The sequence below is a fragment of the Govania unica genome, from assembly GCF_027920805.1.
In the GTDB taxonomy this organism is placed as follows: Bacteria; Pseudomonadota; Alphaproteobacteria; order Sphingomonadales; family Govanellaceae; genus Govanella; species Govanella unica.
In genome coordinates this window covers 349,646-364,012 of sequence record NZ_JANWOI010000004.1, presented here as the reverse complement: position 1 = coordinate 364,012, position 14,367 = coordinate 349,646, and the positions used below count along the sequence as shown (strand labels likewise).

Sequence of the window (14,367 nt, the reverse complement as noted above, 5' to 3'; positions counted from 1 at the left end):
CAAGGAGCGAACCATGTCAGAAACTCAAGTTCTCAAAGCCGCCCTCCGTACCAAACTCGGTAAGGGCGCCTCGCGCGCATCGCGCCGCGCCGAATATATCCCGGCCGTCGTCTATGGTAACAAGAAAGACGCCGTGTCGATTTCGGTGTTCCGCAACGACCTCGTAAAGGTCATCAATCGCGGCAATTTCTTTTCGAACACCCTCGATCTCGAAATCGACGGCAAGAAAGAACGCGTTCTGCCGCGTGACATTCAGCTGCACCCGGTCACCGATTGGCCGCTGCATGTGGATTTCCTGCGCCTGTCGAGCGATGCAATGATCGCCATCGCCATCCCGGTGACCTTCATCAACCAGGAAACCTCTCCTGGCCTGAAGCGTGGCGGCGTACTCAACATCGTGCGTCATGAAGTCGAACTGAACTGCCCGGCCAACGCCATTCTCGCCGAAATCGTCGTTGACCTTGCCGGTCTCGACATTGGCCACACCATTCATTTCAGCGCAGTCACCCTGCCGGCTGGCGTGACCCCGGTCATCACCGACCGCGATTTCACCATCGCCACCCTGCAGGCTCCGAGCGGCCTGAAGTCGGAAGAAGCAGCCGCGGCTGAAGCCTAAGCCGCAGCGATCCGAGAGGTCGGCGGAATGTTCCAGCGTTGGGGGTAACCCGTCATGCTGCTAGTGGTCGGCCTCGGCAATCCCGGCGCGCAATATGCCTATAACCGGCATAACATCGGTTTTTTGGCGGTGGACGATATCGTCCACCGCCATAACTTTTCGCCCTGGCGGCAACGGTTTTCGGCTCTTGTGGCCGAAGGCCGTCTCGGCGCGGAAAAAGCCATCGTCATGAAGCCCATGACCTTCATGAACCGATCCGGCCAGGCGGTCGGCGCGGCCATGCAGTTCTATAAGCTTGATCCGGCCGACGTCATCGTCATCCATGACGAACTCGATCTGTTGCCCGGACAGGTCAAGGTCAAGCGCGGTGGCGGCGCGGGCGGTCACAACGGCCTTCGGGACATCGACGCCCATATCGGACGCGATTATCTCCGGGTCAGGCTTGGCATCGGCCATCCCGGCCATCGTGATCGTGTGACCGGCTTTGTGCTGTCGGATTTCTCCCGCGCGGACGAAGACTGGCTCGACCCGTTGATCGAAGCGGTGGCGGCGCTTGCGCCCGTCCTGCCCGAGAACGACGGGGCCAAATTCACCAGTGAACTCGCGCTTCGATACCGCCACCCGGCGGCAAGCGCGGCCAAAACCACATCAGACTGATCGAGGAAGGGATTTCCCATGGGGTTCAAATGCGGCATCGTCGGATTGCCCAATGTCGGCAAATCAACGCTCTTCAACGCGCTGACCAGCACCGCAGCGGCGGCGGCAGCCAATTATCCCTTCTGCACCATCGAACCGAACGTCGGCCAGGTGCCGCTGCCCGACCCCCGCATTGATATTCTGGCGAAAATCGCCGGATCAGCCCAGATTCTGCCGACCCAGCTTGGCTTTGTCGACATCGCCGGTCTGGTGCGTGGAGCCTCGAAGGGCGAAGGGCTCGGCAACCAGTTCCTCGCCAATATCCGCGAAGTGGATGCCATCATCCATGTGCTGCGCTGTTTCGAAGATGACGACATCACCCATGTGGACGGCAAAATCGACCCGATCGCCGACGCCGAGACGGTGGAAACCGAACTGATGCTGGCCGATCTCGACAGCCTGGAGCGCCGTCATACGGCCGCTGCGAAAAAAGCCAAGGGCGGCGACAAGGACGCCAAATTGCAGGCCGACCTGATGGACCGCATCCTGACCGCGCTTAAGGACGGCAAGCCCGCCCGCGTGGTCACGCCCGAAAACGCAGACGAAACCAAAGCCTACCGTGAACTGCAGCTTTTGACCTCGAAGCCCGTGCTTTATGTCTGCAATGTCGAGGAAAGCTCCGCCGCCGCAGGCAACAGCATGTCGGAACGCGTGTTCGCCTTCGCCAAGTCTGAAGGCAACGGCGCCGTGGTCATCTGCGCCGCCATCGAGTCCGAGATTGCGCTTCTCGACAGTGCGGAGGAAAAACAGGAATTCCTCGCCGCCTCGGGCCTTGATGAAACCGGCCTGAGCCGGGTCATCCGCGCCGGATATGATCTTCTCGGCCTCATCACCTATTTCACCGTCGGCCCCAAGGAAGCCCGCGCCTGGACCATTCCGCAGGGCACCAAGGCTCCGGCCGCTGCAGGCGTCATCCATACGGATTTCGAACATGGCTTCATCCGCGCCGAAACCATCGCCTATGCCGATTATGTGGCCCTGAATGGCGAGCAGGGCGCCAAGGACGCCGGAAAAATGCGCCTCGAAGGCAAAGAATATGTTGTCGCCGACGGCGACGTCATGCATTTTCGCTTTAATACATGACGAAACAGGTCCGATTATAGCTTCATCAAGGAATTCTGGCATGGTTTACAGTTTCGAGGATATGACAGTCGGGCAGAATTTCGAATGCGGCGAATATGCGGTCACGCGTGAGGAAATCCTTGAATTTGCTGAGAAATATGACCCGCAGCCAATCCATGTGAACGAAGCCGCCGCCGCCAAGACCATGTATGGCAGCCTGATCGCCAGCGGCTGGCATACCTGCGGCATCGCCATGCGGCTGATGTGCGACAGCTTTCTCAATCAATCGACCGGCATCGGCTCGCCCGGAATCGATGAAATCCGCTTTCTGCGCCCGGTGCGGCCGGGGGACGTGCTCAGGGTATCGTTCGATGTGCTTGAAACCGCACCCTCGCGCTCGAAACCCGATCGCGGGACGATCAAGCACAAAGCCTTCGTCATGAACCAGAAAGATGAAATGGTTCTGACCATGGTGGCCATGACCATGATGCGGCGGCGGCAAATTTCCGATTGAGATCTAAGGGACTATAGGGCTCAGGAGTCCAGCAGGACCCCGGCGTCGGCACCTTTGAGGGCGTCGGCGACGGTGGCGCGGTCAAGCACTTCGGCCGTGGCGTCATAGGCCTCGGCAAAGACCTTGCGGATGGCGCAGGTCGCCTCGTCATTGCAATCCTCGCAACGGCGATAGGCCATGCGGCTCAGACAGGGCAAGGGCGCCATGGGTCCGTCAATGAGGCGCATGACGCGACCGAACGTGATGTCTTCCGGGTTTTTCAACAGTACATAGCCGCCCTGCTTGCCGCGCCGGCTGGCCACCAGACCATCATGTTTGAGATCAAGCAAGATCTGTTCGAGAAATTTCTTGGGGATATTCTGAGCTTCTGCGATTTCGGAAATCAACAGGATGCCGGGTTCGCCCGCAGCAGCCCTCTCGCTCGCCTTCGCCAAAGCGAGCAGAGCCCTCAACGCATATTTCGCTTTTTGAGAGATCACGTGACTGTCCCATCAGCCGGAAGCGGCATATCGCAAACGTCAGATAACCAAAGCGCTTATAGAAACAATCCTGCTGAAAAGAAAGCCTTTGTTGCCACCAGGGCTTTCCCTTCTATACCATGTCCCTGGGGAATGAGTACCAAGGAGGCGAAAGCCTACTTGGGCGAAGACAGTCTCGTCGCCGGCCCCTGAACCGACCAAGGACCAACGAATGTACCGAGACCGCGTGCCCGTTATCACTCCGACCGGTTTATGTCTTGCCTCTGTAATCTCCGCCTTCACTTTGAGTATTGTCCTTCCCGGCCAAGCCGCGGCCGGCAATCGTTTTCGCAGCCGCCCTGACACCCACCAGCAGGTGCAGAATATCCTCGACACCCTCTTTCCCAATGAAGGACTGGTCCCCGGACTGAGCGGCTCCGTCGGCGTCGCCACCAGCTTCACCCCCGAATACAGGGGCAGTGGCAGCTATCATCTGGCCGTTCTGCCGCTCGTCCGGCTCAATTACAAAAACTATGTCCGCCTGAGCGGCACGACGCTCAAGGTCAATGCCTTTACCCATGAGGGTCTGCGGACGGGGATCCTGGTCCGCTATATTCCCGGACGCAACAATACCCGGTCCCCGGCGCTCCATGGCCTCGACAGGATCGACAGCACGGTGGGGGTCGGCCCCTATGTTGAATATCGTAGGGGCCACCTGCTGTTAAGCACGGATTGGACCCATGCCCTTGGCGCCGGTCAGGGCGACACGCTCAATTTCTCTGCAACCTCCGGTCTTTATCAAAGTCCGGACCGTAAATTCGGTCTTCAGGGTGCGATCAGCACCTCGATCGCCACAGCCCGGCATATCCGCACCAATTTCGGCGTGACACACAGTGAAGCCTGGCATTCCTCGGGGCGCTTTCCAGACTATAACCCGAATGGCGGTCTGTTTGACGTCTCGGTCAGCCTGGGCGGGCAATATAAAATCACGGAACACTGGGGCGCTGGCCAGTTTCTCGAGCTCAAACGCCTGCTCGGCGATGCCACCAACAGCCCCCTTGTCAGAGACGTCTCCTCTTTGCAGCTGAGCGGCGGCGTCGGAGTTTATTATAAATTCTAAGCTTGGGATGGCTCACCAACCGCCGCGATCGAGCCAGTGACCGAGCTGATCAAGCCGGTCAGCGCCCCAGAACAATTCGCCCTCGGCGAGGAACATGGGAGCGCCGAAGATGCCAAGCCGCAGTGCCTCATCGGTCACGGCCTTGAGCTTGGCCCGCGCCTGATCGCCACCCATGCGGCCCGCCATATCCTCGCGATCAAGGCCAAGTTCGGCCACGACCCCAAGGATCTGATCTGCATCGCTCAGATCCTTGCCGAGGCCATAACTCGCCGCAAAGACCGCGCGGGCAAAAAGCTGCGCCATACGGGGATCGGTCTCTGCAATGGCATAAAATGCCCGTGCGGCGGGAATGCTATTGAACGGGAAAGGCTGCGGCCAGACATACGGCAGGCCGATCTCACCAGCTGACCGCTCCACATCCCGGGTGATATAGCGGCCCTTCAAGCTGTCGGACTTTGCCGGCGAACCGCCGGTTTCCTTAAACACGACCCCAAGCGAAAATGGCCGCCAGACGAAGCTCACGTCACGCGCCGCCTCAAAAGCATCAAGTTTGCCGAGCGCCACATAGGAATAAGCCGAGGAAAAATCAAAAAAGAAATCGATCGTCCGGGTCGTTTTCTGCGTCATGCCGAGCATCCCATATTTCAGCTTGCCATTAGAGATAGTTTTTCATTAGTATAGTTATGCAAGCATTACACAAGAAAAGCGGTAAGAGAAGCCGCACAAAGCTGCAAGGCGGGAATTGGGAGGATTAAGGGTTTGTTCCATACAGGGCAAACTTGCCTGCGAATTGCTGTAGCAAACCATCACCTGAACCTGTTTCAGATGCTGTCTGCCGCGGCGACGGAGGCTGTTATTCTATGTCTTTCGACCTGTAATTGGCCCCTACCCGTCGTAGGGATCATGCCGCCTCCCCCTTCCTCTCTTTCGCGATTTCTGCGGCTGCACCTGTGCAGACCGTTCACGTCGTCACGATATAGGGAGAAAATTATGCTGAACTTCAAGACATCGACCACCATCACGCCAAAGACTGCGGGGAAGACTGCGGGATTGGCCGCACTCCTTCTTGGGAGCGTGCTTGCCATCCCGGCAACGGCTGCGCCAGCTGAACCGGGGTCCTTCGGAACCCTTGAGGAAATCATCGTCACGGCCCAGAAACGCGCCGAAAACCTGCAAACCGTTCCCGTCGCCATCAGCGCCTTCAGCGAAACCGCTCTCGCCAAGATCGGCGCGGTCGGTATCGCCGACATCGCCGGGCGCACCCCCAACTTCGTCATGAACCGCAAGAATCTGGTGGAGCCGCAATTTTTTATTCGCGGCGTCGGCACCAATACCAATTCAGCGGCGGGGGATCCCACCGTCGGCATCTTCATGGACGAAGTCTATGTGGGCCGGGCGAGCGGTGCGGCTTTCGACTTTTTCGATCTTGAACGGGTTGAAGTGCTGCGCGGGCCGCAGGGCACCCTTTATGGCCGCAACACCTCGGGCGGGGCGGTCAACATCATCACCAAGAAGCCATCGGACAAACCTTACGTGAAGCTTGAGGGCACCTACGGCAATTACAACACCCTTGAACTGAAAGCCGTAGGTAACGCCCCCATCAATGACAAGGTCTTTGTCAAGCTATCCGGTCTCCATCGCTCTCATGAAGGCTATTCAACAAGCCTTATCAACGGCAATGATCTCGGCAAGGAAGACAATTGGAGCGGACGGGCACAGATCCTGTTTCAACCGAACGACGACCTCAGGATCCTGCTCTCGGGCGATTACACCAAGGACCGCAACGGCGGCAACGCCCGCGTGCCCTATCTGATCTTTCCCGGCGCAACGACCGGCTACGTGCGCGCCAAATACCCGGCCGATACCGACCTCCGCGATTCATTCGCCAATCCAAACAGCTTCCAGAATCGCGAGGTCTATGGCGTCTATGGCCGTATCGATTACGACATGAGCTTCGCCACTCTGACCTCGCTCTCCGCCTACCGGCATAACGAGCTGCACTGGTTCGAGGATCTCGGTACGCCGTCCATTCCGCTCCTGCTTAAAAATGACAACAGGGCGAATGAAAAATCCCATCAGTTCAGCCAGGAGTTACGCCTGACCTCGCTGCCGGGCAGCAAGGTCAACTGGGTCACCGGACTGTTCTATTTCGATGAAAAGGTCAGTCGCAACGACAATTATGTCACCAGCTTCCTGCTGGTGCCTGCGGCGGGCGGCGATGTAACCTTCTTCCAGGACGTGACATCGAAAAGCTATGCCGCCTTCGGGCAGATGACCTATCCGTTCACCGAAACCCTGAGTGTGACCGGTGGCCTGCGTTGGACCCATGACAAAAAGGACGCCTTCCAGGCGGCCACCAACAATACGAACAACCCCACTTCAGGCATTCCGCTGTTTCCGAATGGTCCTTATGCCGTCCCGGCTGAACATAGCTGGAGCGCGCTGACCGGACGTCTCGCCCTTGAATATAAAGACGCTGACGGCCCGCTCCTTTATGCGAGTGTGAGCCGTGGATATAAATCGGGCATCTATGCAAGCCAGAACAATGTCATCGCCAATGTCGGCATTCCCTTGCCGCCCGAGCATTCCTGGACCTATGAAGCCGGCATCAAGAGCGACTGGCTTGACAACCGGCTGCGCTTCAATGCCACGGGCTTTTATACCGACTATCGGGCCCTGCAATTGTACCGGCTTGACTCCTCATTGCGCCTGATCACCTTCAGCTCCAACGCTAAAATTTATGGCGCGGAAATCGAAACAAGCGCTCTCCTGACCGATAATCTCGAAATCGGCGCCAATGGATCCTTCCTCCACACCGAAATCACCACTGGCGAATTCAAGAACAATCAACTGGCCCGGGCTCCGAAATGGAACACCAGCCTCTATGCCGCGCTCACCTTCCCGGTCCCGAGCGGCGACCTCAGTCTGCGCACCGATTTTCGCTGGACGAGCAAATATTACTTCGAGCCCACCAATGCGCGGGAAACCAAAATCGACAGCATCAGTCTGTTTGACGCCCGCCTCACCTACACCCATGAGGCGAGCGGCGTTCAGGTGGCGGTCTGGGGCAAAAACCTCGGCAACAGGGATGTGCCCACGCATATCATTCCCTTCCTCGGCAATGGCTATGCCGTGTTCGATGCCCCGCGCACCTTTGGCGTGACTCTGAATTATAAATGGGGGGAATGATCGAGCTTCCCTTCGCTTAGCCTCTCAACAAACGTGATGACGACCGGCCCCCTACCGCCCTGGCGAGAGGGGGCCGGTTTTTTTATGCTTGTCAGGCGACGGCAGAACGAATTAGTATATTTATGCAAGTAATAGCCAAGGGCCCGAAATGACCGCACGCACCCGCTTGTCCGAAATCTATCGCCAGATGACCTTGCCGGTCATTGCCGCCCCTATGTTTCTGGTGTCCGGCCCCGATCTGGTGCTGGCCTCCTGCCGGGGCGGCGTCATCGGGTCGTTTCCGTTTCCGAACAGCCGCAGCATCGAGCTGCTCGACGAGTGGCTCGGACGCATCAACGCCGAGCTTGCCGCCGACCGCGCGGCCGGGCGGATCGTCGCGCCCTGGGCCGCCAATATGGTGACGCATCGCTCTTATGACCGGCTGGACGCGGAACTGGAGCTTGTGGCCCGCCATCAGCCGCCCATCGTCATCACCGCGCTTGGCGGACCCGGCCCGGTCATTCCGACCGTGCACAGCTATGGCGGGCTGGTGTTCGCCGACGTCAACAGCGTGCCCTATGCGAAGAAAGCAGCGGAGGCGGGCGCCGACGGGCTCGTGCTTGTCAGTTCCGGGGCCGGTGGACATACCGGGCAGATGTCGCCCTTTGCCTTTGTCACCGCCGTGCGCGAATTTTTTAACGGCATCATCGTGCTCGCCGGATCGGTGGCGACGGGGCAGGCGGTGCGCGCCTCTGAAATGCTCGGGGCCGATTTCGCCTATGTGGGCACGCCCTTCATCGCCAGTTCGGAAAGCCTCGCCAACGACGAATACCGGCAGATGCTGATCGACGCGAGTTTCGAGGATCTGGTGCTCAGCAACAAGCTGACCGGCGCTTATGCCTATTACCTCAAGGCTAGTCTGGAAAAAATGGGCCTCGATCCGGCCAACCCCGGCGCCGGCAGCGCCATCAATTTTGGCGGTGCCCAAACCCAGATCAAGGCCTGGAAAGATGTATGGTCGGCCGGACATGGCGTCGGCAGCGTCCGCGACATCGCCCCGGCAGCCGCCTTGATCGCCCGGCTCAAGGCTGAATATGACCGGGCTGACGCAAGCCATCCCTTTCTTGACGCCAAAGGATCCAGGACATGCGCACCACAATCCGCGATGTGACCCTGCTTGCGATAGACAGCGACAGCCCCTATCTGGTGCCGCCTTTCGGCCCCGTTCATGCTGAAGTGACCGCCGAGGATCTCGATATTATTGCTGGCGAAGTCCCGCGGGATCTCGATGGCGTCTATCTGCGCACCGGGCCGAACCCGCGTGTGCTTGCAAGCGGACGGCCCCATTGGTTCGACGGCGACGGCATGATCCATGGTGCCGAAATTCGTGACGGCCGCATCACCTACCGCAACCGCTGGGTGGACACCACTGGCCTCGGCATGGAGCTCGACGCGGGCGCAGCCATCTGGCCCGGCCTGATGTCGCCCCCCGACCGCAGCCTCAAGATGGCCTGGGGCTCGGATCATTTCCTCAAGGACGCCTCGAACACCGATGTGGCGGTGTATCAGGGCGGCGCCGTCTCAACCTTCTACCAATGCGGTGACGCCTATCGCATCGATGCCCGCACCCTTGAAACCAAGGGCACCATCGAGCTGCCGCGCATGGGCGTGCGCTCCATGTCGGCGCATCCGAAGGCCGATGAACAGACCGGCGAACTGCTGTTTTTCGATTACGACAGCAAGCCGCCCTATATGACCTATGGCGTGCTGGCCCCGGACGGCTCGCTCCGTCATCATGTGGCGATTGACCTGCCGGGCGCGCGGCTGCCCCATGACATGGCCATCACCGAAAATTACACCATCCTCCATGATCTGCCGCTGTTCTGGGACCCGAAGTTGCTCGCCCGCGACATTCATAAGGTGACGTTCTATCCGGACATGCCAAGCCGCTTCGGCATCATCCCGCGCTATGGCAAGGGCGACAGTATTCGCTGGTTCGAAGCCGATCCCTGCTACATCTATCACACCGTCAATGCCTGGGAGGACGGCGACGAAATCGTCATGATCGCCTGCCGCCATATGGAGCCCGAACCGCGCCGCAATCTGGGCGACACCGAATTTTCCCGCATGATGGCCTGGCTCAGAATGGACGCAACGCTGCGGCGCTGGCGCTTCAACCTCAAGACCGGCGAAGTGAAAGAAGAGATTCTCGACGATCTCAACAGCGAGTTCCCGACCATCAACGGCCTCATGACCGGCCGCAAGTCACGCTATTGCTATAACGTCACCATCGCCGACCACGATGTGCTGTGGTTTGACGGGCTGATCAAATATGACCTTGAGACCGGCCGCTCCGACCGCTATCGCCTGCCCGAGGGCTGGATGCTGAGCGAAAGCCCGTTCGCACCACGCAAAGGCTCACGCGCCGAAGACGACGGCTATGTCATCAGCTACGCCACCGAAAGCGCCAGCGGTAAATCCGAAGTGCTGATTTTCGACGCCCAAAACATCAGCACCGGCCCCATCTGCCGCGCCGCCGTCCCCCAACGCATCCCGCCCGGCTTCCACAGCTGCTGGGTACGCGGGGAGACGATACCGGCGTGAGGTCCTATCAAATTGTCATTACCGGGCTTGCCCCGGTAATCCACGGAAACGCAGGAACGGTGGGCAAGATGGATTGCCGGGTCAAGCCCGGCAATGACAGATAGGGGTGGACTGAGAGCAAACCTGCCCCCGCGCTCCCCATCCCCTGGCCTTCGCAGCTACTGAATTCGCGGAGAGACGATTCCCACCTAAACTGTCATTACCGGGCTTGACCCGGTAATCCACGGGAACGCAGGGACGGTGGGCAAGATGGATTGCCGGGTCAAGCCCGGCAATGACAGAGGGGAGTGAGCGGTCTTAATCTCGTTCCGTCACCGTGAAGGAGACTTCGGTGATCTTGATCTCGGCCTTGCAGTGGGAACAGACCACTGCGGGATTGAGAGGGTGGCCGTCGGGCTTATGGAACAGCAAGAGCGGCGGGCCCTCGGGAAGGGCGTACCAGCCATCGCCCCAGCGCAACAGCTCAAGCAGGATGGGGTAGATATCGAGCCCCTTTTCGGCCAGCCGGTAGCGATAACGGGCAGGGCTTTCCTGATAAAGCTCGCGCCGCAGCACCTCTTCCTCGACCAGCCATTTGAGGCGGTCGGACAGGATATTGGTGGCGATCTGCGCATCCTCGCGAATATCTTCGAAGCGCTGCTTGCCGGTGAAGCAGGCGCGAAGCACCAGCATAGCCGAGCGATCGCCAATGATCTGGGCGATATCGTCAAACAGGCTGGTCGGCCCTTGACGAGCCACCGCCGAGCTCGACTGCCGCCGCCGCCGCCCATATTCAAGCGGCATCATGGCAAGCCCCGGTCCCTCTTTCCAGGTGACGGCGCGGGGGTCGATGTCCTTGTGGCAGCTTTGACACTGCATTTCCGGGGTAAATTCATGACCGCATAAATTGTGGGTCAGGGTCACCGTCATTTTGCCTTGCCCGCGGCCCCATTTACGTTCCCAACGCAGCATCATAAGCGAATTATGATAAAGCGCGCGGCCTTTGACTGTCAGCCGATACTCATAACGCGGCGGCCGCGTCGAATATTGGACGCGATCCAAACAGCCTTCCTCGGTCAGTTTTTTCAGGCGGCTGGTCACCAGCGTGCGCAGGACATTGGTGCGCGCACAGAATTCCTCGAACCGGCGCACGCCGAGAAAAGACGCTTCCAAAATCAGATTGGTCGGCAGATCGCCCACGAGTTCAAGTGCCCGCCATATGGAGCAGGCCCTGATTTCTTTTACTGCCTTGTCACTGCCCGTCCCCATATTCACACCATTACTCAAAACAGGAACCACAAAAGCCGCCAAACGCCATCCATAAGCGCGACGGTCTCATTATGCAAGATTTAGAGAAAATAAGAAATATGAAGGGATATCTGAGTGGGACTAGGGGCGTTATAAAAACGCCCCTCCCAAAATCGACCTGAGACAACAAGCAGGAACACTACAACGCGACTAATACCTGCAACATAGGACGCTGGGGCGGACAGGAAACTCTCCATCTCGCATCTATTCGCAACTACCGAAAACCCTTAATGGGAAATGGAGCAGTATAAAGAAACCACTTCCAAAATCATCCCGGGACAACAAGCAGGAAAACACTAAGCAATTAGAAACCTGCAACATCGGGAGACTTGGACAGACATGTAACTCTTTGTCTCACGGCACCTGAATATTGTGGTTTGCCGCTTTCGTCAAGTCCCACAACTTCACGTTTATGTGAATTATCATGTGATAAGGTGACAAACAGCTCCCTCTATGCAAATGAGCGCGTCGGCGTTATATAGGCGCCATGAGCAAAACAGCACCCAAAACCCTGAAAGCGCCGTCCAAGGTCGGCATCGTCAGTCTCGGCTGCCCCAAGGCGCTGGTCGATTCCGAACGCATCCTGACCAAACTCAGGTCGGAAGGCTATGCCATTTCACCGAGTTATGACGGCGCCGACGTGGTGATCGTCAATACCTGCGGCTTCCTGGACAGCGCCAAGCAGGAATCGCTCGATGCCATCGGCGAGGCCATGTCCGAGAACGGCAAGGTCATCGTCACCGGCTGCATGGGTGCCGAGGCGCAATCCATCCGCGACGTCTATCCGAATGTGCTCGCCGTCACCGGCCCGCAGCAATATGAAGCGGTGGTCAACGCCGTCCATGACGCGGCCCCGCCCGCCCATGAACCGTTCCTCGATCTGCTGCCGCCACAGGGCATCAAGCTGACGCCGCGCCATTACGCCTATCTGAAGATTTCCGAAGGCTGCAATCACAGCTGCAGCTTCTGCATCATTCCGGATCTTCGCGGCAAGCTTGTGAGCCGCCCGGTCAATGCCGTGCTGCGCGAGGCTGAAAAGCTTGTGGAATCAGGGGTTAAGGAACTCCTGATCATTTCCCAGGACACCTCGGCTTATGGCGTCGACATCAAGCACAAGACCAGCGAGTGGCGTGGCCGGCCGGTGCGCGCTCATATGACCGATCTCGCGGAGGCCCTTGGCGAGCTTGGGGTTTGGGTGCGGCTGCATTACGTCTATCCCTATCCGCATGTGGACCAGGTCATCCCGCTGATGGCTGAGGGCAAGGTCCTGCCCTATCTCGATATTCCGTTCCAGCATGCGAGCCCGAAAGTGCTGAAGGCCATGCGCCGCCCGGCCGACCACGAACGCGTCCTCGAACGCATCCGCAAGTGGCGCGACCTTGTGCCGAACCTGACGCTGCGCTCGACCTTCATCGTCGGCTTCCCTGGCGAGACTGAAGAAGACTTCCAGTTCCTGCTTGATTGGCTTCAGGAAGCCGATCTCGATCGCGTCGGCTGCTTCAAGTATGAAGCCGTCAATGGCGCGAAGGCCAACGACCTTCCCGGCGCCGTGCCGGAAGATATCAAGGAAGAACGCTGGCACCGCTTCATGGCGGCCCAGCAGGACGTCTCGGCCCGCCGCATGGAAAAGAAGGTCGGCCAGACCTATGACGTCATCATCGACGACGTCGACGATGAAGGCGCCATTGGCCGCACCAAGGCCGACGCCCCGGAAATCGACGGCAGCGTCTATGTCACCAACGGCCATGACCTGACCGTCGGCGAAATCGTCCGCGTCACCATCGAAGAAGCCGACGAATATGACCTCTGGGGCGAAGTTCAGGTTTAGGGTAACAACCAACACTATCTGTCATTACCGGGCTTGACCCGGTAATCCATGGCTCAGCCAGTATGAAGATGGATTGCCGGGTCAAGCCCGGCAATGACAGGAGGAGTGGCATCCTGATCGAGGCCACAACGCCTCCATTATTCCCCCACCCTGAACAGTCCATCCCATCCAGCCGTACTTGCGGCTTGATGAAAAAGCCCCTTATGCTGTCACACGCCATAAGGAGACTTTCCCATGTCCGTCGCTCTCCCCACCGTCTTCATCGGTCATGGCAGCCCCATGAACGCGCTTGAACAGAATTCATTCACGGCATCCTGGGCCGAATTTGGGGCGGTGATTGCCCGTCCAAAGGCCATTCTGTCTATCTCGGCCCATTGGTATACCCGCGGCAGTTTCGTCACCGCCATGTCGAGCCCGCGCACCATTCATGATTTCCGGGGCTTTCCGCAGGCGCTGTTCGATGTGCAATATCCCGCCCCCGGTGCGCCGGAGTTCGCCCGCGAAGTGGTCAAACTTCTGGCCCCCGAGCCCGTGACGCTGGATCAGGACTGGGGCCTTGACCATGGCACCTGGCAGGTGTTGGTCCATATGTTCCCGGAGGCCAATATTCCCGTGGTCCAGCTCAGCATCAATCAGGACGCTCAGCCAGCCCACCACCTTGAATTGGGCCGCCGTCTGGCGCCCTTGCGCGACGCCGGGGTGCTTATTCTCGGCAGTGGCAATGTGGTGCATAACCTTGGTCTGGCGGACTGGCAGATGGCCGAGGGCGGCTATGACTGGGCCGAGCGGTATAATGATCTGACGCGGTCGCGGTTTCTCGCCGCCGATTATGGCGCCCTTGCACAATATGAAAGCGATGGCCCCGACGCCAAGCGGGCGATCCCAACCGCCGAACATTACCTGCCGCTCCTCTATGTGGCCGGAGCCGCGCGGGCGAGCGATCCCTTGCGCGTCCTGAGCGACTCCCTTGTGATGGGGTCGCTGAGCATGCTGTCGGTCCAGGCCGGCTAGGAC

General features: G+C 59.0%; 13 protein-coding genes. 10 read left to right on the top strand and 3 right to left on the bottom strand.

From position 1 onward, the window contains the following. Window positions 1-13: 13 nt before the first annotated feature. Genes NYP16_RS12450 through NYP16_RS12435 form a run of 4 tightly spaced genes read left to right on the top strand, consistent with a single transcriptional unit; the run spans window position 14 to window position 2,888 of the window. The gene (locus tag NYP16_RS12450; protein WP_274944480.1) at window positions 14-616 is read left to right on the top strand and encodes a 50S ribosomal protein L25/general stress protein Ctc; all 603 of its coding nucleotides are present in this window, start codon (window positions 14-16) and stop codon (window positions 614-616) included. Window positions 617-670: 54 nt separating this feature from the next. Further along, window positions 671-1,273, top strand: a complete 603-nt coding sequence (gene pth, locus NYP16_RS12445; RefSeq protein WP_274944479.1) for an aminoacyl-tRNA hydrolase — start codon at window positions 671-673, stop codon at window positions 1,271-1,273. Window positions 1,274-1,291: 18 nt separating this feature from the next. Beyond that, on the top strand, window positions 1,292-2,395 hold the full coding sequence (gene ychF, locus NYP16_RS12440) for a redox-regulated ATPase YchF (RefSeq protein WP_274944478.1): 1,104 nt from the start codon (window positions 1,292-1,294) through the stop codon (window positions 2,393-2,395). 40 nt (window positions 2,396-2,435) lie between these two features. Continuing rightward, the gene (locus NYP16_RS12435; protein WP_274944477.1) at window positions 2,436-2,888 is read left to right on the top strand and encodes a MaoC family dehydratase; all 453 of its coding nucleotides are present in this window, start codon (window positions 2,436-2,438) and stop codon (window positions 2,886-2,888) included. Between the two features lie 20 nt (window positions 2,889-2,908). Here the strand turns inward: NYP16_RS12435 and NYP16_RS12430 are convergent, their stop codons facing one another. After that, a complete protein-coding gene (locus NYP16_RS12430; protein WP_274944476.1) occupies window positions 2,909-3,367 on the bottom strand; it encodes an RrF2 family transcriptional regulator in 459 nt (152 codons plus the stop codon). A gap of 211 nt (window positions 3,368-3,578) precedes the next feature. Between NYP16_RS12430 and NYP16_RS12425 the strand changes: the two genes are divergently transcribed. Then, window positions 3,579-4,466 (top strand): MipA/OmpV family protein, encoded by an 888-nt coding sequence (locus NYP16_RS12425; RefSeq protein WP_274944475.1) that lies wholly within the window; start codon window positions 3,579-3,581, stop codon window positions 4,464-4,466. Between the two features lie 12 nt (window positions 4,467-4,478). Here NYP16_RS12425 and NYP16_RS12420 read toward each other — a convergent pair whose 3' ends face one another. Further along, window positions 4,479-5,093 (bottom strand): 2-hydroxychromene-2-carboxylate isomerase, encoded by a 615-nt coding sequence (locus tag NYP16_RS12420; RefSeq protein ID WP_274944474.1) that lies wholly within the window; start codon window positions 5,091-5,093, stop codon window positions 4,479-4,481. Window positions 5,094-5,456: 363 nt separating this feature from the next. On the opposite strand from NYP16_RS12420, the gene NYP16_RS12415 reads away from it, so the two are divergent. The 3 genes from NYP16_RS12415 to NYP16_RS12405 all read left to right on the top strand — a co-directional run bounded on the left by NYP16_RS12415 (window position 5,457) and on the right by NYP16_RS12405 (window position 10,238). Continuing rightward, window positions 5,457-7,655 (top strand): TonB-dependent receptor, encoded by a 2,199-nt coding sequence (locus NYP16_RS12415; protein ID WP_274944473.1) that lies wholly within the window; start codon window positions 5,457-5,459, stop codon window positions 7,653-7,655. Window positions 7,656-7,803: 148 nt separating this feature from the next. Then, window positions 7,804-8,805 carry an NAD(P)H-dependent flavin oxidoreductase gene (locus NYP16_RS12410; RefSeq protein ID WP_274944472.1) on the top strand — a complete coding sequence of 334 codons (1,002 nt, stop codon included), beginning with the start codon at window positions 7,804-7,806 and terminating at the stop codon, window positions 8,803-8,805. Then, a complete protein-coding gene (locus tag NYP16_RS12405) occupies window positions 8,781-10,238 on the top strand; it encodes a carotenoid oxygenase family protein (protein ID WP_274944471.1) in 1,458 nt (485 codons plus the stop codon). The genes NYP16_RS12410 and NYP16_RS12405 overlap by 25 nt, the downstream gene beginning before the upstream one ends. 297 nt (window positions 10,239-10,535) lie before the next feature. Here NYP16_RS12405 and NYP16_RS12400 read toward each other — a convergent pair whose 3' ends face one another. Next, window positions 10,536-11,486, bottom strand: a complete 951-nt coding sequence (locus tag NYP16_RS12400; protein WP_274944470.1) for a winged helix-turn-helix transcriptional regulator — start codon at window positions 11,484-11,486, stop codon at window positions 10,536-10,538. Window positions 11,487-12,012: 526 nt separating this feature from the next. Between NYP16_RS12400 and rimO the strand changes: the two genes are divergently transcribed. Further along, window positions 12,013-13,353: a 30S ribosomal protein S12 methylthiotransferase RimO gene (gene rimO, locus NYP16_RS12395; RefSeq protein ID WP_274944469.1), complete on the top strand. Its 1,341-nt coding sequence runs from the start codon at window positions 12,013-12,015 to the stop codon at window positions 13,351-13,353. Between the two features lie 234 nt (window positions 13,354-13,587). Continuing rightward, window positions 13,588-14,364 (top strand): 4,5-DOPA-extradiol-dioxygenase, encoded by a 777-nt coding sequence (gene ygiD, locus NYP16_RS12390; protein ID WP_274944468.1) that lies wholly within the window; start codon window positions 13,588-13,590, stop codon window positions 14,362-14,364. The last annotated feature ends 3 nt before the right edge of the window (window positions 14,365-14,367 follow it).

What these genes read in the sequence shown, in the direction of transcription:
- NYP16_RS12450 (WP_274944480.1), top strand. Translation starts at nt 14, where the DNA reads ATGTCAGAAACTCAAGTTCTCAAAGCCGCCCTCCGTACCAAACTCGGT.
- pth (WP_274944479.1), top strand. Translation starts at nt 671, where the DNA reads ATGCTGCTAGTGGTCGGCCTCGGCAATCCCGGCGCGCAATATGCCTAT.
- ychF (WP_274944478.1), top strand. Translation starts at nt 1,292, where the DNA reads ATGGGGTTCAAATGCGGCATCGTCGGATTGCCCAATGTCGGCAAATCA.
- NYP16_RS12435 (WP_274944477.1), top strand. Translation starts at nt 2,436, where the DNA reads ATGGTTTACAGTTTCGAGGATATGACAGTCGGGCAGAATTTCGAATGC.
- NYP16_RS12425 (WP_274944475.1), top strand. Translation starts at nt 3,579, where the DNA reads ATGTACCGAGACCGCGTGCCCGTTATCACTCCGACCGGTTTATGTCTT.
- NYP16_RS12420 (WP_274944474.1), bottom strand. Translation starts at nt 5,093, where the DNA reads ATGACGCAGAAAACGACCCGGACGATCGATTTCTTTTTTGATTTTTCC.
- NYP16_RS12415 (WP_274944473.1), top strand. Translation starts at nt 5,457, where the DNA reads ATGCTGAACTTCAAGACATCGACCACCATCACGCCAAAGACTGCGGGG.
- NYP16_RS12410 (WP_274944472.1), top strand. Translation starts at nt 7,804, where the DNA reads ATGACCGCACGCACCCGCTTGTCCGAAATCTATCGCCAGATGACCTTG.
- NYP16_RS12405 (WP_274944471.1), top strand. Translation starts at nt 8,781, where the DNA reads ATGCGCACCACAATCCGCGATGTGACCCTGCTTGCGATAGACAGCGAC.
- NYP16_RS12400 (WP_274944470.1), bottom strand. Translation starts at nt 11,486, where the DNA reads ATGGGGACGGGCAGTGACAAGGCAGTAAAAGAAATCAGGGCCTGCTCC.
- rimO (WP_274944469.1), top strand. Translation starts at nt 12,013, where the DNA reads ATGAGCAAAACAGCACCCAAAACCCTGAAAGCGCCGTCCAAGGTCGGC.
- ygiD (WP_274944468.1), top strand. Translation starts at nt 13,588, where the DNA reads ATGTCCGTCGCTCTCCCCACCGTCTTCATCGGTCATGGCAGCCCCATG.